The organism is Micromonospora sp. CPCC 205561 (assembly GCF_036906775.1).
Taxonomy (GTDB): domain Bacteria; phylum Actinomycetota; class Actinomycetes; order Mycobacteriales; family Micromonosporaceae; genus Micromonospora.
This window is the reverse complement of the sequence record NZ_JBAKHV010000009.1, coordinates 46,047-67,907: the sequence shown is the minus strand read 5'-3', so window position 1 is coordinate 67,907 and position 21,861 is coordinate 46,047. Positions and strand designations below refer to the sequence as shown.

At 74.0% G+C, this 21,861-nt stretch carries 21 protein-coding genes; 14 read left to right on the top strand and 7 right to left on the bottom strand.

Translation table 11 applies throughout. From position 1 onward, the window contains the following. Positions 1-46: 46 nt before the first annotated feature. From V6V16_RS08150 to mqnP, 7 genes are all read left to right on the top strand, one after another. Positions 47-694 (top strand): histidine phosphatase family protein, encoded by a 648-nt coding sequence (locus tag V6V16_RS08150; RefSeq protein WP_334561057.1) that lies wholly within the window; start codon positions 47-49, stop codon positions 692-694. Further along, entirely contained in the window at positions 694-1,269 is a 576-nt protein-coding gene (locus V6V16_RS08145) for a TlpA family protein disulfide reductase (protein ID WP_334561055.1), read from the top strand. The genes V6V16_RS08150 and V6V16_RS08145 overlap by 1 nt, the downstream gene beginning before the upstream one ends. Further along, positions 1,269-2,120: a cytochrome c biogenesis CcdA family protein gene (locus V6V16_RS08140; RefSeq protein ID WP_334561053.1), complete on the top strand. Its 852-nt coding sequence runs from the start codon at positions 1,269-1,271 to the stop codon at positions 2,118-2,120. The genes V6V16_RS08145 and V6V16_RS08140 overlap by 1 nt, the downstream gene beginning before the upstream one ends. Next, positions 2,120-3,775, top strand: coding sequence for a cytochrome c biogenesis protein ResB (gene resB, locus V6V16_RS08135; protein ID WP_334561051.1), 1,656 nt, complete (start codon positions 2,120-2,122; stop codon positions 3,773-3,775). Before V6V16_RS08140 ends, resB begins: the two co-directional genes overlap by 1 nt. Then, entirely contained in the window at positions 3,775-4,749 is a 975-nt protein-coding gene (ccsB, locus tag V6V16_RS08130; RefSeq protein ID WP_334561050.1) for a c-type cytochrome biogenesis protein CcsB, read from the top strand. The genes resB and ccsB overlap by 1 nt, the downstream gene beginning before the upstream one ends. Positions 4,750-4,919: 170 nt before the next feature. Beyond that, entirely contained in the window at positions 4,920-6,380 is a 1,461-nt protein-coding gene (locus V6V16_RS08125) for a menaquinone biosynthesis decarboxylase (protein ID WP_334561048.1), read from the top strand. Beyond that, positions 6,380-7,354, top strand: a complete 975-nt coding sequence (gene mqnP / locus V6V16_RS08120) for a menaquinone biosynthesis prenyltransferase MqnP (RefSeq protein WP_334561045.1) — start codon at positions 6,380-6,382, stop codon at positions 7,352-7,354. Before V6V16_RS08125 ends, mqnP begins: the two co-directional genes overlap by 1 nt. A 36-nt stretch (positions 7,355-7,390) precedes the next feature. Here mqnP and V6V16_RS08115 read toward each other — a convergent pair whose 3' ends face one another. After that, positions 7,391-8,392: a terpene synthase family protein gene (locus V6V16_RS08115; protein WP_334561044.1), complete on the bottom strand. Its 1,002-nt coding sequence runs from the start codon at positions 8,390-8,392 to the stop codon at positions 7,391-7,393. Between the two features lie 214 nt (positions 8,393-8,606). Between V6V16_RS08115 and V6V16_RS08110 the strand changes: the two genes are divergently transcribed. Further along, the gene (locus V6V16_RS08110) at positions 8,607-9,236 is read left to right on the top strand and encodes a UbiX family flavin prenyltransferase (RefSeq protein ID WP_334561042.1); all 630 of its coding nucleotides are present in this window, start codon (positions 8,607-8,609) and stop codon (positions 9,234-9,236) included. 65 nt (positions 9,237-9,301) lie between these two features. On the opposite strand, the gene V6V16_RS08105 is transcribed toward V6V16_RS08110, so the two are convergent. Next, positions 9,302-9,568 (bottom strand): BldC family transcriptional regulator, encoded by a 267-nt coding sequence (locus V6V16_RS08105; protein WP_334561040.1) that lies wholly within the window; start codon positions 9,566-9,568, stop codon positions 9,302-9,304. Positions 9,569-9,837: 269 nt separating this feature from the next. On the opposite strand from V6V16_RS08105, the gene V6V16_RS08100 reads away from it, so the two are divergent. The 3 genes from V6V16_RS08100 to V6V16_RS08090 all read left to right on the top strand — a co-directional run bounded on the left by V6V16_RS08100 (position 9,838) and on the right by V6V16_RS08090 (position 12,307). After that, entirely contained in the window at positions 9,838-10,296 is a 459-nt protein-coding gene (locus V6V16_RS08100; protein ID WP_334561038.1) for an Lrp/AsnC family transcriptional regulator, read from the top strand. 69 nt (positions 10,297-10,365) lie between these two features. Then, positions 10,366-11,193 carry an SDR family NAD(P)-dependent oxidoreductase gene (locus V6V16_RS08095; RefSeq protein ID WP_334561036.1) on the top strand — a complete coding sequence of 276 codons (828 nt, stop codon included), beginning with the start codon at positions 10,366-10,368 and terminating at the stop codon, positions 11,191-11,193. Positions 11,194-11,215: 22 nt separating this feature from the next. Next, positions 11,216-12,307 (top strand): PLP-dependent cysteine synthase family protein, encoded by a 1,092-nt coding sequence (locus V6V16_RS08090; protein ID WP_334561035.1) that lies wholly within the window; start codon positions 11,216-11,218, stop codon positions 12,305-12,307. Between the two features lie 77 nt (positions 12,308-12,384). Here V6V16_RS08090 and V6V16_RS08085 read toward each other — a convergent pair whose 3' ends face one another. The 4 genes from V6V16_RS08085 to V6V16_RS08070 all read right to left on the bottom strand — a co-directional run bounded on the left by V6V16_RS08085 (position 12,385) and on the right by V6V16_RS08070 (position 18,187). Next, positions 12,385-13,005, bottom strand: coding sequence for a putative glycolipid-binding domain-containing protein (locus tag V6V16_RS08085; protein WP_334561139.1), 621 nt, complete (start codon positions 13,003-13,005; stop codon positions 12,385-12,387). A gap of 108 nt (positions 13,006-13,113) precedes the next feature. Then, the gene (locus V6V16_RS08080) at positions 13,114-14,835 is read right to left on the bottom strand and encodes a DEAD/DEAH box helicase (RefSeq protein ID WP_442934047.1); all 1,722 of its coding nucleotides are present in this window, start codon (positions 14,833-14,835) and stop codon (positions 13,114-13,116) included. Positions 14,836-15,033: 198 nt separating this feature from the next. Continuing rightward, positions 15,034-16,470: a hypothetical protein gene (locus V6V16_RS08075; RefSeq protein WP_334561034.1), complete on the bottom strand. Its 1,437-nt coding sequence runs from the start codon at positions 16,468-16,470 to the stop codon at positions 15,034-15,036. Positions 16,471-16,624: 154 nt separating this feature from the next. After that, the gene (locus V6V16_RS08070; RefSeq protein ID WP_334561032.1) at positions 16,625-18,187 is read right to left on the bottom strand and encodes a C40 family peptidase; all 1,563 of its coding nucleotides are present in this window, start codon (positions 18,185-18,187) and stop codon (positions 16,625-16,627) included. Between the two features lie 240 nt (positions 18,188-18,427). Between V6V16_RS08070 and mqnE the strand changes: the two genes are divergently transcribed. The 3 genes from mqnE to V6V16_RS08055 are packed head-to-tail and all read left to right on the top strand — an operon-like array spanning position 18,428 to position 20,362. Further along, positions 18,428-19,597, top strand: a complete 1,170-nt coding sequence (gene mqnE / locus V6V16_RS08065) for an aminofutalosine synthase MqnE (RefSeq protein ID WP_334561030.1) — start codon at positions 18,428-18,430, stop codon at positions 19,595-19,597. A 23-nt stretch (positions 19,598-19,620) separates the two neighbouring features. Next, positions 19,621-20,043 carry a hypothetical protein gene (locus V6V16_RS08060; protein WP_334561029.1) on the top strand — a complete coding sequence of 141 codons (423 nt, stop codon included), beginning with the start codon at positions 19,621-19,623 and terminating at the stop codon, positions 20,041-20,043. 43 nt (positions 20,044-20,086) lie between these two features. Further along, entirely contained in the window at positions 20,087-20,362 is a 276-nt protein-coding gene (locus V6V16_RS08055) for a DUF4229 domain-containing protein (protein ID WP_334561028.1), read from the top strand. 93 nt (positions 20,363-20,455) lie between these two features. Here V6V16_RS08055 and V6V16_RS08050 read toward each other — a convergent pair whose 3' ends face one another. Then, the gene (locus tag V6V16_RS08050; protein ID WP_334561027.1) at positions 20,456-21,814 is read right to left on the bottom strand and encodes a C39 family peptidase; all 1,359 of its coding nucleotides are present in this window, start codon (positions 21,812-21,814) and stop codon (positions 20,456-20,458) included. Positions 21,815-21,861 lie beyond the last annotated feature (47 nt).

The window sequence follows — 21,861 nt, the reverse complement described above, 5'->3', positions numbered from 1 at the left end:
AGCCGGGTCTGCGAGCCCCGCAGTCGCGAGCGAAGGGGGCGCAGCGGTGAGCAAGACGGTGGTCCACGTGCTGCGGCACGGCGAGGTGCACAACCCGGACGGCATCCTCTACGGCCGGCTGCCGGGCTTCCGCCTCTCCGAGCTGGGCGTGCAGATGGCGAAGGCCGCCGCGCAGGGGCTGGCCGAGCGGGAGGTCGTGCACGTCGTGGCCAGTCCGCTGGAACGCGCCCAGCAGACGGCCGAGCCCATCGCCGGGCAGTTCGGGCTGCCGGTCGGCGTGGACGAGCGGCTGATCGAGAGCGCCAACTGGTTCGAGGGCAAGAAGGTCTCGCCCGGCGACGGCTCGTTCCGCGACCCGCGCAACTGGTGGGTGCTGCGGGACCCGGTGACTCCGTCCTGGGGCGAGGCCTACCGCGCCATCGCGGAGCGGATGTTCGCCGCCCTGCACGCCGCCCGGGTGGCCGCCGAGGGGCGCGAGGCCGTGCTGGTCTCCCACCAACTGCCGATCTGGACGCTGCGCCGCTACGTCGAGCGCAAGCGGCTCTGGCACGACCCGCGCAAGCGCCAGTGCGGGCTGGCCAGCCTCACCTCCTTCCACTTCGACGGCGCCAAGGTGGTCGGCATCGGCTACTCCGAGCCGGCCGCCCACCTGATCGCGATGTCGCCGACCGCCAGGACGGCCAAGGGGGCCTGATGAACGCCCGGAGGTGGACCGCGGGTCTGCTCGCCGCCGTCGCGACGGCGGCGCTGGCCGGCTGCTCGGCACGCGACGGGGAGGATGCCTGCGACAACCGGGACGGCATCATCGAGTGCGCCCCCGACCAGCGTTCGGCCGCCCCGAAGCTCGCCGGCGAGCTGCTCACCGGCGGCGACCACGACGTGGCGAAGGACCGGGGCCAGGTCGTGGTGGTCAACTTCTGGGGCTCGTGGTGCGCGCCGTGCCGGGCCGAGGCGGACGACCTGGAGAACACCTACCAGGCCACGAAGGCCTCCGGGGTGACCTTCCTGGGCATCAACATCCAGGACCAGCGGGACAAGGCGCTCGCCTTCGAGGAGAGCTTCAAGGTCACCTACCCGAGCCTCTTCGACCCGCCGAGCCGGCTGGCGCTCGCCCTGGACATCCCGCCGAACACCATCCCGGCCACCGTCGTGCTGGACCGGGACGGCCGGATCGCCACGGTGATCCGGGCGGCGGTGAAGCAGGAGGGCCTCCAGCCCATCGTCGAGCGGATCGCGGCCGAGCGGCCGCCGGCCAACGGTTCCCGCTGATGGGCGAGACGTTCTCCGAACTCGCCCGGTCGGGCCCGCTGCTGCTCGCCATCGGCGCGGCGGCGCTCGCGGGGCTGGTCAGCTTCCTCTCCCCGTGCGTGCTCCCGCTGGTGCCGGGCTATCTCTCGTACGTCACCGGCCTCGCCGGCGCCGACCTCGAAACCCGCCGCCGGCCGGCGACGGAGCCCCGGCCCGGCGCCGGGAGCGCCGCGAGCGGGGAGAACGGCGGCGGGGTGGCGGTGCGGGAGCGCACCGCGCCGGCGACCGCCGGGGTGAAGGGGCGGGTGCTGGCCGGCACGCTGCTGTTCATCGGCGGCTTCACCGTCGTCTTCACCGCCACCGCGATCCTCTTCGCCGGCGTCGGCCGGGTCTTCTTCGAGTACCAGCGGGCGCTGGAGATCGTCATCGGCGGGCTGATCGTCGTGCTCGGGCTGAGCTACGTCGGGCTGCTGCCGGGGTTGCAGCGGGAGTTCCGGATCCAGCGGCTGCCCGCCGCCGGGCTGCTCGGCGCGCCGGTCTTCGGCGCGGTCTTCGCGCTCAGCTGGGTGCCGTGCGTCGGCCCGACCCTCGGCGCGGTGATGGGCATGGCCGCCGTCGGCGGGCAGACCGACCGGGCCGCGGTGCTCGCCGTGGCGTACTGCCTCGGGTTGGGGATTCCGTTCGTCGTCTTCGGGCTGGGCTTCGAGCGGCTGCTCGGGGTGTTCCGGGCGGTCCGGCGCAACAGCCGCTGGGTTACCCGGGTGGGCGGGGCACTGCTGATCCTGATCGGCCTCGCGCTGGTCACGGGCGGCTGGACGAACTTCGTGATCTGGTTGCGGACCATCGTCGGGGTGGGCGAGGTGAGCATCTGATGACCGCCGTCGACGACCGGCCGGCACCGCCGGCCGAGGCCCCCCGGCGCCGGCCCAACCCCCTGCTGGGCCTGCTGCGCAACTCGTGGCGGCAGCTCACCAGCATGCGTACGGCCCTGGTGCTGCTCTTCCTGCTCGCGGTGGCCGCCATCCCGGGTTCCGTGCTGCCGCAGCGCGGGGTCAATCCGGAGGACGTGCGGGACTACTTCGTCGCGCACCCCGAGCTGGCCCCGGTGCTGGACCGGATCGGCGCCTTCGAGGCGTTCGGCTCGGTCTGGTTCTCCGCGATCTACCTGCTGCTCTTCACCTCGCTGATCGGCTGCATCGCGCCCCGGCTGCGCGACCACGTACGGGCGCTGCGGTCGAAGCCGCCGGCCGCGCCGAAGCGGCTGGACCGGCTGCCGCAGCACGCGGTGCTGGCCGCACCGCGGGACGGCGCGGCGGCGATCGCCGAGACGCTGCGCCGGCGGCGGTGGCGGGTGGTGGTGCGTGGCGACGAGGTCTCCGCCGAGAAGGGCTACCTCAAGGAGACCGGCAACCTGCTCTTCCACAGCTCGCTGGTGTTCGTGCTGGTCGGCGTCGCGCTCGGCTCCTGGTACGGCTGGAGCGGCAACAAGCTGCTGGTGGCCGGCGAGGAGAACGCGTTCTGCAACACCCGCCAGCAGTACGCCGAGAGCAAGCTCGGCCCCCGCGTCGGCAGCGCCGACCTGCCCGGCTTCTGCATCCGGCTCGACGACTTCGAGGCGCGGTTCCTGGAGTCCGGCCAGCCGGAGTTCTTCGACGCCGAGGTGACGGTCGACGAGGCCGACGGCGGGCGGCGGCAGGCCAACTTCTCGGTCAACTCCCCGCTGCGCCTCGACGGTGCGAACGTCTACCTGCTCGGCCACGGCTACGCCCCGGTGATCCGCTACACGGACCGGTTCGGCAAGAGCCAGACCAGCAACTTCCCGTTCCTGACCACGGGCGACGTCGGGTTGACCAGCGAGGGTCTGGCGGCCTTCCCGGACATCAACGTCGACCCGGCGACGGGCGAGCGGGACGCGAACCTCCAGATGGCCTTCTCGGGCCTCTACCTGCCGACCGCGCCCGCCGCCGCGCCGTTCGCCCGCTCCGAGTACCCCGCCGAGCGCAACCCCGCGCTGAACCTGGTCGCCTACCGGGGCAACCTGGGGCTGGACGCCGGCATCCCCGGCTCGGTCTACGAGCTGGACCAGCGGCAGGTGCGGGCCGGCAAGGTCAGGGAGGTCGGCACGAAGCTGCTCCGCAAGGGCGAGACCTGGAAGCTGGACGACGGCACCACGGTCGAGTTCCTGGGCACCGAGCCGTACATCACCCTGTCGGTCCGGTACGACCCCGGCTCGACGCTGCTGCTGGTCAGCTCCGCCGTCCTGCTGGTCGGGCTGATGGGTTCGCTGTTCGGCCGGCGCCGCCGGGTCTTCTTCCGGGTGCTGCCGGCCGACCCCACGAGTGGATCTCCGACGGGCGGTAGTAGTTTGGTCGAGGCCGGTGGCCTGCCGCGCACCGACCATCCCGGGTTCGCCGACGAGTTCGCGCAGCTCGTGGCCGCGATCGGCGGCGACGGGCGGTCGGACGAGGAGGCCGGGGTCGACCCCGACGGCGGCGACCGGGCCGGAGCGCGAGAAGGAGCCGAGTGATGTCCGCACTCTCCGACCAGCTGGTGTCGTTCGCGATCCTGGCGTACCTGGTCGCGATGATCAGCCACGCCGTCGAGTACGCGCTGGGCAACTCCCGTGCCCGGTCCGTGGCGCACGCCCGGGAGCTGGTCGGTGCCGGCGTGGGGGCGGCGGGGGGCGTCACCTCGGGCGTACCCGTCGGGACCGGCGCGTCGGCCGCCGAGCGCACGGCCCGACGCGCCCGGCTGGCGGGCCTGGTCGCGGTCGCGGCCACCGCCCTCGGGGCGTTGCTGCACCTGGGCGCGCTGGTCACGCGCGGTCTCGCCGCCGACCGGATGCCCTGGGGCAACATGTACGAGTTCGTGCTCACGGGCACCTGGATCGGGGTCGCCGCCTGGCTGGTGGTGCTCTGGCAGCGGCCGCAGCTGCGCCGCCTCGGGCTGTTCCTGACGCTGGTGATGGTGCTGCTGGTCGCGACGGCGGAGCTGGTGCTCTACACGCCGATCGTGCCGCTGGTGCCGGCGCTCAACTCGTACTGGTTCGTCATCCACGTCTCGACGATCGTCTTCGCCTCCGGCATCTTCCTGCTGGGCGCGGTGCCGGCGGTGGCGTTCCTGATGCGCGCCGGCTACGAGCAGGGCCGGCGGAGCTTCCCGTACACCCTGGCGAAGCGGCTGCCCGCGGCGGCGGCGCTGGAGCGGCTGACCTTCACGCTGCACGCCTTCGCGTTCCCGGTCTTCACCTTCGCGGTGATCGCCGGGGCGATCTGGGCCGAGGCGGCCTGGGGGCGGCCGTGGGGCTGGGACCCGAAGGAGACCTGGTCGTTCATCTCCTGGGTGATCTACGCCGGCTACCTGCACGCCAGGGCCACCCCGAGCGTGCGGCGGAACGTGGCGACCTGGCTGGCCATCGCGGGCTTCCTCACCATGCTGATGAACCTCTTCGGCGTGAACATCTTCTTCGAGGGCCTGCACTCGTACGGCGGCCTCGACTGATCACCTCCGGGTGGCGTGCGGGGTAGCTGCCGGCCGATGGCGTTCAGAACCTCCGGCTCGGCCGCCCGTACGCTGCGCAGGGGCCCCCACGCGGTCCGGAACCCCGTGATCGCCGGTGTCACACCACCCGGCGTGGTCGCCGCCGTGACCGGTGCGGGAGACTGGCAGGCATGGCGGCTCGTGGCTTCCCGTACACAGACCTGAAGGACTTCCTCGCGGCGCTGGAGCGCGCGGGCGAGCTGCGGCGGGTGAGCGCCCCGGTCGATCCCACCCTGGAGATCAGCGAGGTCGTCACCCGGACGGTCCGGGCCGGCGGTCCGGCGTTGCTCTTCGAGCGGCCGACGCGGGGCGAGATGCCGGTGGCGATCAACCTCTTCGGCACCGAGAAGCGGATGGCGATGGCGCTCGGCGTCGAGTCGCTGGACGAGATCGGCGAGCGGATCGGCGACATGCTCAAGCCGGAGCTGCCGATGGGCCTCTCCGGCATGATGGACGGCCTCGGCAAGGTCATGCAGCTCAAGTCGATGCCGCCGAAGAAGGTCAGGACCGCTCCCTGCCAGCAGGTGGTCTACCGCGGCGACGACGTCGACCTGAACCGGCTCCCGGGGTTGCAGGTCTGGCCGGGCGACGGCGGGATCTTCCACAACTTCGGGCTGACCCACACCAAGCACCCCGAGACCGGCAAGCGCAACCTGGGGCTGTACCGGTTGCAGCAGCACTCGCAGAACACCATCGGCATGCACTGGCAGATCCACAAGAACTCGACGGCGCACCACGCGGTCGCCGAGCGGCTCGGGCAGCGGCTGCCGGTGGCCATCGCCATCGGTACCGACCCGGCGGTGGCGTACTCGGCCAGCGCGCCGCTCCCCGCCGACATCGACGAGTACCTGTTCGCCGGTTACCTGCGGGGCGAGCGGGTCGAGATGGTGGACTGCCTGACGGTCCCGCTCCAGGTGCCGGCGCACTCGCAGGTCGTCCTGGAGGGGTACATCGAGCCGGGCGAGCGGCTCCCGGAGGGCCCGTTCGGCGACCACACCGGCTTCTACACGCCGGTGGAGCCCTTTCCCGTCATGCACATCGAGTGCATGACGACGCAGCGCGACCCGGTCTACCACTCGATCGTCACGTCGCAGCCGCCGCAGGAGGACCACGGCCTCGGCAAGGCCACCGAGCGGATCTTCGCGCCGCTGCTGCGCTTCCTGATCCCGGACATCGTCGACTACGACCTGCCCGCCGCCGGGGTCTTCCACAACTGCGCGATCGTGTCGATCCGCAAGCGCTACCCGAAGCACGCGCAGAAGGTGATGAACGCCATCTGGGGCGCGCACATGATGTCGCTGACCAAGCTGATCGTGATCGTCGACGAGGACTGCGACGTGCACGACTACAACGAGGTCGCCTTCCGCGCCTTCGGCAACGTCGACTACGCCCGTGACCTGCTCCTCACCGAGGGCCCGGTGGACCACCTGGACCACGCGTCCTACCAGCAGTTCTGGGGCGGCAAGGCGGGCGTCGACGCGACCCGCAAGCTGCCCACCGAGGGTTACACCCGCGGCTGGCCGGAGGAGATGAGGATGGCCCCCGAGGTCGTCTCGCTGGTCGACAAGCGCTGGAAGGAGTACGGCATCTGATGGCCACCCCCGCCGACCCGCGCGATCTCGCGGTTTCCGCCCCCGGTTCGCCCGGTTCCGTCGGCTCCGCCCCGGCGGCAAGTGCAAGATCGCGGGGGAGGGTGCGCGCCTTCCTCGACCTGGTGGCGATCGAACACTCCGTGTTCGCGTTGCCCTTCGCGTACCTGTCGGCGCTCACCGCCATGCAGGTGCACGGCGGGCGGGTGCGCTGGGTGGACCTGCTGCTGATCACCGTGGCGATGGTCGGTGCGCGGACGTTCGCGATGGCCGCGAACCGGATCCTGGACCGGCGGATCGACGCGCGGAACCCGCGTACCGCCTCCCGGGAGCTCGTCACCGGGGCGGTGAGCGTGCGGACGGCCTGGACCGGCGCGGCGGTCGCGCTCGTGGTCTTCCTCGGCGCGGCCGCCCTGCTCAACCCGCTCTGTCTGGTGCTCGCCCCGCTCGCCGTGGTGCCGCTTGTCGTCTACCCGTACGGCAAGCGGTTCACCAACTGGCCGCACGCGATCCTGGCCCTCGCCCAGGCCGTCGGGCCGGTCGGCGCCTGGCTGGGCGTCACCGGCACCCTGGACGGCTCGTGGCCGGCCTGGCTGCTCGGCGTGGCCGTCGGCCTCTGGATCGGCGGCTTCGACCTGATCTACGCCTGCCAGGACGCCGAGGTCGACCGGCAGATCGGCGTGCACAGCGTGCCGGCACGCTACGGGCTGCGGTTCGCGCTGCACGCCTCCACGGTCGCGCACGTGGTGACGTTCGCGCTCTTCGTCTGGTTCGGGGTGCTGATCGGCTTCGGCTGGCTCTGGTGGATCGGGCTCGGGCTGACCGCGCTCGCCTTCGGCTACCAGCACCTGGTGGTCGGTCCGACCGACCTCAGCAAGGTCAACCGGGCGTTCTTCACCGCCAACGGCTTCGTCGGCATCGCGCTGTTCCTCTTCGCCCTGCTCGACCTGGTGTTCCGCCTCGGCCTGCGCGCCTGATCCGGCCCGTCGCCGCCCTCCGGCAGCCGCCGGCCCCTAGCCGCGTCGGCCGCTGCCGGAGACGTCGACGAGGCGCCCCTGCCCGCCCGCGTAGCGGGCGCTCTCCAGGGTCCAGTCGACGGTGGCCCGGACGGCGTTCGCCACCCCGTCGAGATGGTCGGCGACCGCCTCGTCCAGCGCCGGGCCGAACGACGGCACGGCCGCGCGCAACTCCACGAAGCGGCGCATCGAGGCCCGCCAGCGCTCGGCCGTCAGGCCGAGCGCGGTCTCCACCGGCACCCGCCGCTCGGCGGCGGTGGCGAGCACCAGGTTGTGCCCGCCGGAGACGGCCTCGTCCCGCTCCAGCGAGGCGAGGTCGTTGTACCAGGAGATCAGGTCGTTGCCGGTCTCGGCGATCCCGCGTAGCACCGGGTGCTGGTGGACCGGGCCCGGCAGCGGGCGCCCGGTGACGAACTCCACCAGCGGGAACGAGACGTACGCGGCCGAGGTCGCGCGCCGCAGCTCCACGTACTCGGCGACGCCGGGGGCGCGCCCCGCCGCCTTGTTGACCGCCTCCCGCCAGGTGCCGTCGAGGTGGTGGGCGACAGCCTCGGCGAAGCGCCGCCGCCAACGCGCCGGCATCCGCCGGCGTGGCTCCCGCCAGGCGCGCACCAGCAGCCGCCGCAGCGGCCCGGTCAGGCCGGCGTGCCGGAGCCGGGGACCGTCGTGCAGCAACGCCAGTGCCCCGGCCCGCAGCGACCGGATCTGGTCGGGGTCGGGCCGCCCCCGGCCGTCGCAGGCGTCGTCGACCAGGAAGAACCACGTGAAGAGGGCGGCCAGCACCCGCAGGTCGGCCTCCGTGGCGCCGGGGTAGAGCCGGCCGGCGTAGCGGGCGAAGCCGGAGCGGGCCAGCCGCTGCAGCGCCACCCCGTCCAGCGCCAGGCCCAGGCCCGGCAACAGCTCGCCGGCCAGCCACTCCTGCACCCGGTCGGCGTGCGGGGAGAGCCGGGGCGGGATGGGGCATTCAGACCGCAGCGACCAGAGGATCTCGCCGGTCATCACCGATCCCTCCCGTACGTCCCGCGGTCGGCGCGAATCGCACCGGCAGCATGTCAGGTCGCCGGCAGAAGCGCCCTCCGCGCCGACATAGCGCCCCGGGCGGGACAACCGGCGCCGACGCGTACATCGCGGACGGGCGGCGGCGGGGCGGCGCGCGGCCCGTCCGGCGGGGGTGCCGGGCGCGGCGGGGCGGCGACCAGGCAGGCTGGAGGGCATGCGCGAACCATGGGTGGTCGGAGTCTCCGGGGCGTCCGGCACGCCGTACGCGGCGGCCGTCGTGCGGGCGCTGCTCGACGCGGGCGAGCCGGTGGACCTGATCGTCTCCCGGGCCGCCCGGCTGACCGTCCTCGACGAGACCGGCCGCCCGTTCCGGGACGGGCACTGGGCCGAGGACCTCGCCGCCTGGCTGGGCCGCGACCTCGCGGGCGCCGACGTGCGGCACTGGCCCGCCGGCGACCTGGCGGCCGGCCCGAGCAGCGGCTCCTACCGGGTACGCGGGATGGCGGTCGTCCCGGCCAGCACGGCGGCCTGCGCCGGCATCGCGATCGGGCTCTCCAAGGACCTGCTGCAACGGGCGGCCGAGGTGAACCTGAAGGAGCGCCGGCCGGTGGTGGTGGTGCCCAGGGAGACACCGGTGACCCGCAGCCACCTGGAGCACCTGATCGCCCTGCACGACGCGGGGGCGGTGGTGCTGCCGGCCAGTCCCGGCTTCTACGGCGCCGGCGCGTCGGCCTCGGCGCGGCAGCTCGTCGACTTCGTGGCCGGCAAGGTGCTGGACGCCCTCGGCGTACCGCACGACCTGTTCCGTCGCTGGGCCGGTGAGCTGGGCGCGGCGCGGGAGTGACCCGGGCCCGCACAGCGAGACGCGGACCGGAACTGTAGTCCGGTCCGCGTGACGATCCGCACCATTCAGTACATGCCGGCGTTGGCCGGGCCCGGCCCGGTCGAGGCGGCCGGCCCCGCGTTGCGCGGTTTGCCGACGTCGTCCGCCTCGTCCAGCATGCCCTCCCCCTCAAGCAGGGCTCGCACCTCGGATTCCCGAAACCGGCGATGCCCGCCTGGAGTCCGGATGCTGCCTATCCGGCCCGCCGCTGCCCATCGCGTCACGGTCTTCGGGTCAACCCGAAACAACGCGGCAACTTCACCCGGTGTCAGCAGGCGATCTCCAGTGTCCACAGCCCCCTCCTCGCGTCGACGAAGCCCCCGGCTGAACACACTGCCCCCGGCCGGTGCGAGCCCAGAGCCGTCATGAGGGACGTATGGCAATTACAGCACCAGCGACCTGGCCTGTCCGCCAAACGCGAAAAAAGCACTGAGTGGGAAGTTAGGAAATATTACCTGCGCAGAGCCCCTTTGACCGCGAGTCTGTGAACAACTACACCCTGTCATGTCCAACGTGCGCCGGGTGCCCGACGTTACGCCCGGGCCGCTAGGGTCTACAGTCCGTGGACGCCATCGACCTGAGCCTCGTGGAGCTGTTGCGCGGCAACGCCCGCCTGTCCTACGCCGAGCTGGCCCGGCAGGTCGGCCTCTCCGCACCCGCCGTGCACGAGCGGGTCGGCAAGCTGGAGTCCGGCGGCGTGATCCGGGCCTACCGGGCGGAGGTGGAGCCCGAGTCGATCGGGCTCGGCGTCACCGCGCTCATCGGCATCGTCCAGGACTCCGGCGGCGACACCGACGACGTGCTGGAGGCGTTCCGCAAGATGCCGGAGATCGAGTCCTGCTACTTCATGGCCGGCGTCGAGTCGTTCCTGCTCAAGGCTCGCGTCGGCACCATCGCCGAGCTGGAGCGGCTGATCGTCCGGCTGAACCGCACCCCGGGCGTCGCCTCCACCCGGACGGGCGTGGCCCTCTCCACGAAGTGGGAGAACCGCCCCCAGCCCCCGGTGCGGCCGGCCGCCTGACCGGCTCGCGGCCCCTCGACGGGCCGCCGGCTCTGGCGCCCGCCCGCCGGGCGGCGATAGCGTGCGCCGATGACGAAGCCCGCCCCCGGGGCGGCGGTGGTGACCGGCGCGGCGGGCGGCCTCGGTCGCGCCGTCGCCGCCGCGCTGCAGGCCGACGGCTGGCCCGTGCTCCTCACCGACCTCGACGCCGACGAGGTGGCCCGCGCCGCCGCGCCGCTCGGCGGCTGGTCCCGCCCGCTGGACGTACGCGACGAGGCCGCCTGCGCCGCCGTCGCCGCCGAGGCGGCCGGCCGGGGCGGGCTGGGCCTCTGGGTGAACAACGCCGGCATCCTGGTCACCGGCCCCGCGTGGGAGCACGACGCGGCGACGCGCCGCCGGGTGGTCGAGATCAACGCCCTCGGCGCGATGAACGGCACCCTGGCGGCCCTGGCCGTGATGCGGGCGCAGGGGCGCGGGCACGTGGTCAACGTCGTGTCGCTGGCCGGCCTCGTCGCCGCGCCCGGCGAGACGGTCTACGCGGCCAGCAAGCACGCCCTGATCGCCTTCAGCATCGGCACCCTGGCCGACCTCCGGCTGGCCGGGCACCGGGGCGTACACGTGTCGTGCCTCTGCCCGGACGGGATCTGGACGCCGATGCTGCACGACCGGCTCGACGACCCGGGCGCGGCGGCGTCCTTCACCGGGACGCTGCTCAGCCCCGAGCGGGTGGCCCGGCGGGCGGCGCGGCTGGCCCGGCGGCCCCGCCCGGTGGTCAGCGTCCCCCGCTGGCGCGGCGCACAGGTCCGCCTCCTCGACGCGCTGCCCGGGGCCGCGGTACGGCTCGCCCCGCTGATCCTCGCGGCCGGCCGGGCCGGTCAGCGCCGCCAGCGCCGCCGGGCCGGGGCAGATCCGGACTGAACCGGCTTGCTAGGTTGCGAAGGTGACTCATCTGGACCGGTGCGACGAGGCCAGCCGGCGCTGGGTGACCGAGGCGATCGCCACCGTCGAGGCCGACGCCAACCGCTCCGCCGACACCCACCTACTGCCGTTCCCGCTGCCGCGGCAGTGGGGGATCAGCCTCTACCTCAAGGACGAGTCGGTGCACCCCACCGGCTCGCTCAAGCACCGGCTGGCCCGCTCGCTCTTCCTCTACGGGCTCTGCAACGGCTGGATCGGCCCGGAGACCACGGTCGTGGAGGCGTCGTCCGGGTCGACGGCGGTCTCCGAGGCATACTTCGCGCGGATGCTGGGGTTGCCGTTCATCGCGGTGATGCCGGCCTCCACCTCGCCAAAGAAGATCGCGCAGATCGAGTTCCAGGGTGCCCGCTGCCACCTGGTCGACGACCCGGCCAAGGTGGTCGTGGAGGCCCGCTGGCTGGCGGAGGACTCGGGCGGGCACTTCATGGACCAGTTCACGTACGCCGAGCGGGCCACCGACTGGCGCGGCAACAACAACATCGCCGAGTCGATCTACGCGCAGCTCTCCCTGGAGCGGCACCCGGTGCCGGCGTGGATCGTGGTGGGCGCCGGCACCGGCGGCACCAGCGCCACCATCGGCCGCTACGCCCGGTTCCAGCGGCTGCCCACCAAGCTGTGTGTGGTCGATCCGGAGAACTCCGCCTTCTATCCCGCCTGGCAGGCGGCCGACTGGTCGGTGCGCACCGGGCGCGGCTCCCGGATCGAGGGGATCGGCCGGCCGAGCGTGGAGGCGTCGTTCGTGCCCTCCGTCGTGGACCGGATGGTCCAGGTGCCCGACGCCGCCTCGCTGGCCGCCATGCGCGCCGGCTCGGCCGTGCTCGGGCGCCGGGTGGGCGGCTCGACCGGCACCAACCTGTGGGGCGCCTTCGGGCTGATCGCGGAGCTGCTCGCCGAGGGGCGCACCGGCTCGGTGGTCACCCTGATCTGCGACGCCGGCGACCGCTACGCCGACACCTACTACGCCGACGACTGGGTGGCCGCGCAGGGGCTCGACCTGGCCCCGCACCTGGCGACGATCGAGCGCTTCCTCGCCACCGGCGCCTGGCCCTCCTGAACCACCGGGGCCCGGCCCGCCCGAGCCACCGGGGCCCGGCCCCGCCCGAGCCACCGGCGCCTGGCGCACGGGGCCGCTCAGCGCGGGCCGACGCGTTCGGCCAGGCCCGGGTAGCGGGTCACGTAGCCCTCGCCGTCGAGGTCGATCTCGGCAGTGAAGGTGTCGCTGGCGAAGCGGACCCGGCCGGGGCCGAGCGGGGTGTAGACCTGCTCGGCGGGCACCACCACCAGGCCGGGCACCAGGATCCAGGCGACGTCGATCCGGCGCGGCATGTCGGCCGGCGCGCGCGTCAGCCCGAGCCGGCGCACCGGCAGGGCGTTGAAGAGTGCCGCGCCGCCGAGGTCGACGTCCAGCGCGCCGGCCAGCCGGTCGGGGTCGTCGGTGCCGGGCAGCCCGGCGGGCGGGTGGCCGGTGATCCGCAGCGCCGCGTCCAGGTCACCCTGCTCGGAGGTGGTCACCCGCCACCCGTCGCCGAGCCGTTCCAGGCGTACGCTCCGCAGCCAGCCGCTGCCCTCCGTCTCCACCTCGACCCGGGTGGCGACCCACTGCGGATCGGTGGCGAGGTGGTAGCGGCAGGTGTAGGGGATCGGGTCGACGGCCGTCATCGTGCCCCGCGCGGTCAGCCCCCGGCTGTCGTCGAGGAGCGCGTGCTCCGCGCCGGCGGTGTCCGTCCGGGTCCAGAAGAGCGACTTCGGCATGGTCGGCATGAGCCGGACGTTACGCGACCCGGCCGACACCGGCAGCGGATGCGCGAACGCCGCCGCGGGGCGTGGGCTCCGCGGCGGCGTTCGAGGATGACGCGATGATCAGTGGGTACGCGCCGGCGGTCGCCCGCCGAAACCACGGCGCTCGTCGCGCGGCCGGTCCTCGCGTCCCCGGCCCTCGGGCCGGAAGCCGCCCCGGTCGCCGAAGCGCCGCTCGCCGCGCTCGGCGTAGCCGCGTCCCTCGGTCGGCCGGTCGCCGTAGCGCCGCTCGCCCTGGGGCCGGTCGCCGTAGCCGCGTCCTTCGACGGGCCGGTCGCCCTGGCGCCGTTCGCCCTGCGGGCGGTCGCCGTAGCTCCGGTCGCCACGGTCCGCGAAGCCCCGGTCGCCGTAGCCACGGCCCTCCGCGGGCCGGTCGCCGTGACCGCGCCCCCCGGCGGGACGGTCGCCGTAGCGCCGCTCGCCCTGCGGGCGGTCGCCGAAGCGGCGCGGGCCGCCCGGCCGGTCGCCGTGCCGGCGCGGCTCCTCAAGCTCGACGCGGACCGGAACGCCGCTCGGCTCGCGGGCTCCGATCAGCTCGGCGAGCGCCGGGTCGCCGGCCCGCACCCGGGTCTCGGCCGGAGCCACGCCGGCCTTCTCCAGCATCGCGAGCGTGGTCCGCCGCTGCTTGGGCAGCACCAGCGTGGCCACCGCACCCGACTCGCCGGCCCGTGCGGTACGCCCCGCGCGGTGCAGGTAGTCCTTCGGGTCCTTCGGCGGGTCGACGTGCAGCACCAGCGAGACGCCGTCCACGTGGATGCCCCGGGCGGCCACGTCCGTGGCGACCAGGACGTTCATCCGGCCCTCGCGGAACTCGGCCAGCGTGCGGGTACGCATCCGCTGGGTCTTGCCGCCGTGCAGCCCACCGGCCCGCACGCCGACGGCGGCGAGCTGCTCGACCAGCCGGTCGACGCCGAGCTGGGTCCGGGCGAAGACCATCGTCCGCCCGTCGCGCGCGGCGATGGAAGCCGCCACGGGGAACTTGTCGTGCGGCGGGATCAGCAGCATGTGGTGGTCCATGGTGGAGACCGAGGCGGTGGACGGCGCGGTGGAGTGCGTCACCGGGTCGGACATGAACCGCTTGACCAGCGCGTCGACGTCACCGTCCAGGGTGGCCGAGAAGAGCAGCCGCTGGCTGCCGGCGGGCGTCTTCGCCAGCAGCTCGGTGACCTCGGGCAGGAAGCCCATGTCGGCCATCTGGTCGGCCTCGTCGAGGACCGTGATCTCGACGTCGTCGAGGCGGCAGACGCCCCGGGCGATCAGGTCGCCCAGCCGGCCCGGGGTGGCCACGATGATCTCCACCCCGCGCCGCAGGGCGTCGACCTGCCGGTCGTACGGCACGCCGCCGACGGCGGTCTTCAGGAACACCCCGACCGCCTTGCCGAGCGGCACCAGCGCGTCGTTGACCTGCATGGCGAGTTCCCGGGTCGGCACCAGCACCAGAGCCCGGGGGTGCAGCGGCCGGGCCCGGTTCCGCTCGGCCAGCAGGGCCAGCACGGGCAGGCCGAAGGCCAGGGTCTTGCCGGAGCCGGTCTGGCCCCGGCCGAGGACGTCCCGGCCGGCGAGCGCGTCCGGCATGGTGGCGCGCTGGATCTCGAACGGAGTGGTGATGCCCTGGCGGGCGAGCGTGCGCACCAGCGGCTGGGGCAGTCCCAGCGCGGCGAAGTCGACGGCCTCGGCGGGCGCCGGAGTCGGGTCCTGCCGGGTCACGTCCGGCGCGGCGGTGGTCTGCGCGTCGGCGCTGTCGAGGGCGGGCGGAAACGTGCCGGGTTCAGCGAAGGTGGTCAAGAAATGCCTTTCGAGCGGGGCGCATCTTCGCGATGGCCTGCCGCAGCTGAACGCCGCCGAATCGCCCGCAAGATCGCCCAAGGGCGCGCACCACGCGCGCCGGGTCAGTGATCTGTACCAGTGTACGGCGGCCGGGCGGACCCGCCACCGGACCGCGAAGGGGTAGTGGGCGGGCTCACCCTCCCCGCCGCCCGTGACTCACTTCGACAGGACGCCGCCCACCAGCCCGCCCACCGTGTCGTTGGCCAGCAGGACGACCAGCACGCCGATCGCCACCAGCAGGCCGAGCGAGGCGGCCAGCACGATCACCACCTTGGCGGTGCTGGAGCGTTGCTCGGTGGGCGTCTCCGTCCAGCCCTGGGCGAGGATGTGCCCGGTCAGCGAGCCGGAGTTCTCCACGGCGTTGGCCGGGAAGGCGACCGTGCTGAAGCCCGGCCCCTCGGTGCCGGCACCGTAGATCGTGCCCAGGTCGGGCCCTCCGTCGTAGCGGCCCTTCGGGGCGCCCTTGGCCTGGGCGGAAGGGGTGCCGGCGGAAGTCCCGCCGTGGACGCGACCGGCGAGCCGGTGCGCCTGCCGGGGCGCGGTGGACGGCTCGGCGCCGCCCGGCCGGCGGTCCCCCGGGCTGGTCGGCGGTGGCCAACCCGGCACCGCGGGCGCGGGCACCCCCGCCGCCGCGTCCGCCGGCGGCGCGGAGGCCGGCCGGGCGGACGCCGGGGGCGCGGAGAAGGACGGTGGGGCGAAGAGCGGCGCACTGGCCGGTGGCGTGGCGAAGGGCGGCGCGCTGGCCGGTGCTGCGCTGGCCGGCGTGGACGCCGGCCGGGCGGACGCCGGGGGCACGGAGAACGACGGCGTGATCGGGGCGGGAGCCGGGGCCGGCGCGGAACCCGTGAGGGGCGGCGGCGGGAACGGCGGTGCCGGCGGCGGGCCGGGCGGGGGCGGCGGGGCGGGCACCAGCGGGCCGGGAGGCGGCGCGGGCGGTCCCGGAGTGGGCGGCACCGGCCCCGGCGGCCTGGGCCCGGGGGGCACCGGAGCGGGTGGGTTCGGGCCGGGGACCGGCGGGTTCGGCCCCGGGAGGGGCGGCGCGGGAGCGGGCTCGGGCTGCGGGACCGGCGGCGCCGGGGCGGGCTCGGGCTCAGGGACCGGCGGGGTCGGCGGCTGCACCGGCTCCGGTGGCCGGGCGGGCTCCGGGGGCTCCGGGTTGACCGGTGCCGCCCGGTAGATCCGGGCCTCGCCCGTGCGGGAGCGGATCGCCCCGGCCTCGTCGGCCGAGACCCGCATCATCCCGGGCACGGCGGCACTGGCGCGCGCCCCAGCGCCGCGCTGCCCGGGGACCTGCCCGGAGGACGGGGTGGCCGATCCGGTCGCCCGGTAGGTGGTGCCGCCGCTCGGGGCGACCGGCGGCGCCTCGCCCTCGCCGGGGGCGGCGACGGTGGCCACGGTCACCCGGCCTCGGGCCGGCGCGGCGGCGGGCTGCCGGCGTACGTCGTCGGGCGACGGCCCGGACGAACCGGCGGAGCCGGCGCCCGACGGTGATCCGTCGCCGGGGACGGTCGGGGGACGCGGCGCCTCGGCGCGGTTCAGGTCGGGCGTGGGCCCGTGGTCGACCGGCTGTGCCGGAACCTCTTGCTCGGCCATGCTCGCCCTCCGCGCACGCTCGCGCCCGGGTCCGCGACGTCGGACCGGGCGTGCCTGTCTGTCACCGTGCCACATTCCGGCCCGGCGGCACAGCCGGAGTGCGTTCCGGACGGTGCCGGCTCGACGCGGCGGGCCGAACCGGCGGGTGCCCGGTTCAGCTGCCGGCGCTCGACGAGGGACTGCCGTCGGGGGACGTGCTGCCCGCCGGCGTGGTCGGCGCCACACCGCCGGAGGTGGCGCTCGGCGACGACGAGGCGGAGCGGCTCGCCGCCGGCGCCGACGGGGTCGGCCCGGACGGGGTCGGCGACGGCGACGGCGAGGTCGACGTGCTGGGGGAGGGCGTGGGCGAGGCGGAGCCGGTCGGCGACGGCGACGGCGTCGTCGACGGGGTCGCCGACGGCGGCGGCGAGGAGGGGCTCGCGCTGCCCGTCGGCTTCGGCGAGGCCGGCGGCTTGGTCTTCGTGGGTGACGGTGAGGGAGTGGCGTTCGGCGCGGGCACCGCGTTGACCACCCGGGTGGCGGCGTAGAGCCGGGACCAGCGCACGGTGGAGATCTTCACGACGTCACCGGTGGTCGGCGCGTGGATCATCTTGCCGCCGCCGACGTACATGCCCATGTGGTGGATCGTCGTCCAGCTGGTGCCGGAGGCGAAGAAGAGCAGGTCGCCGGGGAGCAGCGCGGTGCGGGACACGGTGCGCGAGCGGGTGGCGTAGTACTGGTCCCGGGAGACCCGGGGCAGCCCGTAGTAGCCCGCCGACCGGTAGGCGGCGTAGATCAGGCCGGAGCAGTCGAACCGGTTCGGCCCCTCGGCGGCCCACAGGTACGGATCGCCGAGCTGCGCCCGGGCGTACGCCAGGGCCTTCAGCGCGGTGGGGTGGGCCGCCAGGCCGTTGGCGGTCTCGTTGCCGGTGTAGCCGGCGCCGAGCCGCTGGTCGAGGGCCTCCTGCTGGCGCTCGATCTCGACGAGCTGCGCGGCGTTGTCCCGGCGCAGCTTGGCCAGCTTCCCCTCGGCGACGCGAAGGGCCTTCTCGCCGGCGGCGTACTCCGCCCTGACTCCGGTGAGCCGGGACTCGGCCGAGAGCAGCGCCTGGCCGGCCACCTGTTCGGCGGTGCGGGCCCGGGACAACCCGCCCTCGGCGGCGGTGGTGCCGCCCTCGGCCTTCTCGCCCCGGATGAGCCGGGACAGCCGGCTCAACTCGTGCAGGTCGCTGGCGAACTGGCCGGGCGGGAGGGCGGCGGCGGCCTTGAACGCGCCCGCGGCGGCGGCGTCTGCGCCCTCCTGCGCGCGGGCCAGCGCGTCCCGGGCGAGGCCGAGGTCGCGCTCGGCGGTCGCGCGCTGGGACTCGGCCTCGGTGCGCCTCTGCTGAAGCAGCAGCAGTTGGTCGCGGAGCTGCCCGACCTGGGCCTCGGCCGCGTAGATCTGGGTGGCGAGCGGGCCGTTGGCGACGTTGCCCGCCGGCAGCCCGGGCACCCCGGTACCGGCACCCGGCAGCCCGGGAAGCGGCGCGCCGCCGGGGAGTTGGAGCTGGCCGATGACGCTCGGGCGGAGACCGGTGTCGGGGACGCTCGTGGGCAGCGCGGGATCCGCCTGGACGGGATTGGCGAGGACCGCGGCGGCGACCGCTCCGAGCAGGGCGGACCAGAGCGCCGGGCGCAGCACCGGCGAGATCACCGGACTCCGTCGTCGCTGCCGTCGCCCGCGCCCGCTGTCGACCATTCCGCTCCCCGTCCGGCGTGTGCCGCCGCACCGGTGGGCGCGGCCGTGCGGACGCTACCAGCGTGTGGCGAACGTCCCACCCTGTCTTACCGCACCCACGCAGCGATGTCGATGTGCCGGGGGTAACGGGAGGCTGAGAATTCGGTGAGTACGCGCACGGCGGGCGGACCATGCTGCGGCGGCGTCGACGGGCCGACGTAGGCTCGATTCCTACCGCAGGTGGAAGGGACGTGGCTTTCGATGGACGCCGGACTCAAGCGTGAGCTCGAAGCGAAGGTGCACGCCGGCGAGCGGCTGACCCGTGAGGACGGCATCGCCCTCTACGACAGCGACGACCTCGCGTGGTTGGGGAGGCTGGCGCACCACCGGCGTACGGAGCTCAACGGCGACCGGGTGATGTTCAACGTCAACCGGCACCTCAACCTGACCAACGTCTGCTCGGCCTCGTGCGCGTACTGCTCGTTCCAGCGTAAGCCGGGCGAGAAGGACGCCTACACGATGCGCATCGACGAGGCGGTCCGCAAGGCCAAGGAGATGGAGGACGAGCAGCTCACCGAGCTGCACATCGTCAACGGCCTGCACCCGACCCTGCCCTGGCGCTACTACCCGAAGGTGCTGCGCGAGCTGAAGGCCGCGCTGCCGAACGTCAAGCTCAAGTGCTTCACCGCCACCGAGGTGCAGTGGTTCGAGAAGATCAGCGGGCTGAGCGCCGACGAGATCCTCGACGAGCTGATGGACGCCGGCCTGGAGTCGCTGACCGGCGGCGGCGCGGAGATCTTCGACTGGGAGGTCCGCCAGCACATCGTCGACCACGCCTGCCACTGGGAGGACTGGTCGCGGATCCACGCCCTGGCGCACAGCAAGGGCATGAAGACCCCGGCGACCATGCTCTACGGCCACATCGAGGAGCCCCGGCACCGGGTCGACCACGTGCTACGGCTGCGCGAGCTCCAGGACGAGACCGGCGGCTTCGCGGTCTTCATCCCGCTGCGCTACCAGCACGACTTCGTCGACTCGGCGGACGGCAAGATCCGTAACCGGATCCAGGCCCGCACGACGATGGCCTCGCCGGCCGAGTCGCTGAAGACCTTCGCCGTCTCCCGGCTGCTCTTCGACAACGTCCCGCACGTGAAGTGCTTCTGGGTGATGCACGGGCTGTCGGTCGCCCAGCTCTCGCTCAACTTCGGCGTCGACGACCTGGACGGCTCGGTCGTCGAATACAAGATCACCCACGACGCCGACTCGTACGGCACCCCGAACACGATGCACCGGGACGACCTGCTGCACCTGATCTGGGACGCCGGCTTCCGCCCCGTCGAGCGGAACACCCGCTACGAGGTGGTCCGCGAGTACGACGCCGCCCCGTCCCTGGCCGAGCGGCGCGCCGAGCCGCAGCAGGTCTGGGCCTGAGCCGCCACGTACCCTCGTAGGCCATGACCGAGCAGCGGAGTGGGTTTCCCCGGCGTGACGCCGAGGGGCGCATCCTCACCCTGGGCGACCTGCTCGGGGTGAGCCTGGCAGGCGTGGTCATCGGCCTGCTGGCGGTGGCGGTGTTCGACGCGGGGTTCGTGCTGATCGGCGACGGCGAGTTCGGCGGGGCCAACGGCTGGCTGGCGATCATCCTGCCGGCCTGGCTCTTCTGGGACGACTTCCGTGCCTGGGAGTTCGGCGCGGCCCGGGTGGTGGCGGCGCTGGCGGCCGCCGCGGTGGGGATGGTCGCCGGGCTGGTGGTGGCCGGGCTCGCCGCTGGGCTCCCGCCGCTGCTCTCCGGTGGGCTGGCGGCCGCGGCCTTCACCCTCGGCTTCGCGGTGGTCTGGTTCCACGGCGTCCACTGGCTGGCCCGTCGGACGGGCTGAAGCTGCCGCCGGGAGTCCGGCGGCGGAGAACGGAGTGCGGAACGTGAGCGCGGCGGTCAAGTACACGCTGGGCCGGATCGGGCTGTTCGTCGCCGTGCTGGCGGCCCTCTGGCTGGTCGATCTGAACATCTTCATCAAGCTGATGGTGGCGCTGGCCTTCTCGGCGGCCCTGTCGTTCTTCCTGCTCAAGCGCTGGCGGGACGAGATGGCCGAGGAGATGGCCACCGCCGCCGAGCGCCGGCGCGCCGAGAAGGAGCGCCTCCGCGCGGCCCTCGCGGGCGACGACCAGGGCCAGGAGACGCCCGAGCCCCCGAAGTGACGGTGCGGCCCCGGCCGGGAAGCCGTCGAGGGGCCCGGTCGCCGGGCTGAGCCGGGCGACGCGGACCCCTCGAACGGTCGGGTCGGTGTCAGGTCACCAGTTGGTGGAGCCGGCGACCTTCGGCCACGGCTTCGACGTGGGCTTGATCAGGTAGACGACGCCGCCGGAGCCGCCGGACACCCCGCCGCTGGCGTTGGTCCGCTTGGTCCGCAGCCAGATCTGCTCGAACTGCTCCCGCGGGTAGACGTTGCGCACCGCCTCGTTGCTCGACGAGGCCGGGTCGTTGACGATCACGTCGCCCTCGGCGGTGAAGCCGACCACGACGAAGAGGTGCCCCGAGGTGCCGTAGCCGGCCCCGTCCAGCTCGCTGGCGAGGAAGGACTGGCTGGTGACCACCGGGATCCCGGCGGCGATGAAGCGCTCCACCTCGTCCAGCGAGTGCAGCCGGGTGACGCGGGCCTCCAGGCCGGGGAAGCTGGCCGCGTACGCGGTGTTGAACGGCCAGTTGCCGGCGCCGTCGTACTGGTAGTCGTAGACCATCCGGGCGGCGTGGTTGACCGTCGGGTCGGGGTAGGTCGGATCGACCCAGGCGGTGTCCTCCTCGGACGCCTTGCGGCCCCAGTACTCGATCACCATCGTGGTGGAGGTGGGGGAGCACCAGGCCTGGCCGCCGCCGTCGTACTCGGGGTAGTGCCCGGCGTGGATGTTCTGCGAGTAGCGGGGGACGGCGAGTTCCCTGCCCCAGGCGATGCCGCCGGCGCTCGGCTCGACGGTGAACCGGTCGGGCACGTTGGAACTCATCGCGCCGACGGTGTGCACGACCGGCGCGGCGCTCTGGCCGGGGGCCTTGTAGAGGGTGAGCCGCAGCTGGTACGCCCGCAGCAGCACCCCGGCCGAGGCGTCGTCGATGCTGAAGGTGTCGGTCCAGATGGTCGACCAGGGGTCGCCCTGCCGGTTGACGCTGGTCCGCTTGATGTCGGCGTCGCCGGAGGCCCACCGACCCATCACGTACCACTTGGTCTGGTCGCCGGTGTTGTACGTGCCCTGCATCTCCACCTGGATCCAGGTGCCCGCGGGGGTGTTCGCGTTCCACGAGGCGATCAGCTCGGTGGCGTCGAACCCGATCTGGGTGACCGGGGACGTCCAGGTCCCGTACTCCCAGCTCCTGGTCACGCCGGTGTGCGGGTCGGTGTAGTCGGTGGTGCCGAGCGGCCGGGCCAGCGTCACACCCGGGCGCAGGCCGGGGACGGCCCGCGTGCCGGCGTGGGTCCCGCGCCGCCAGTCGGGGTAGCGGGACCAGTCCTGGAAGGTGATCTGTTCGTCGTGGGCCACCGGTCGTTTGGTCGACGGGGCCGCGACGGGTGCGGCGGCGACGGCGGGTGCCGCGGTGCCGAGAAGGGTGAGCGCCGTGGCGGCCGCGAGGGCGGCCGTGCGCAGGCGTGTTCTGGCCATGGGTCCTCCGCAGGGACGGACGATCGTTGCGGGTCAGTGTCCCGCCC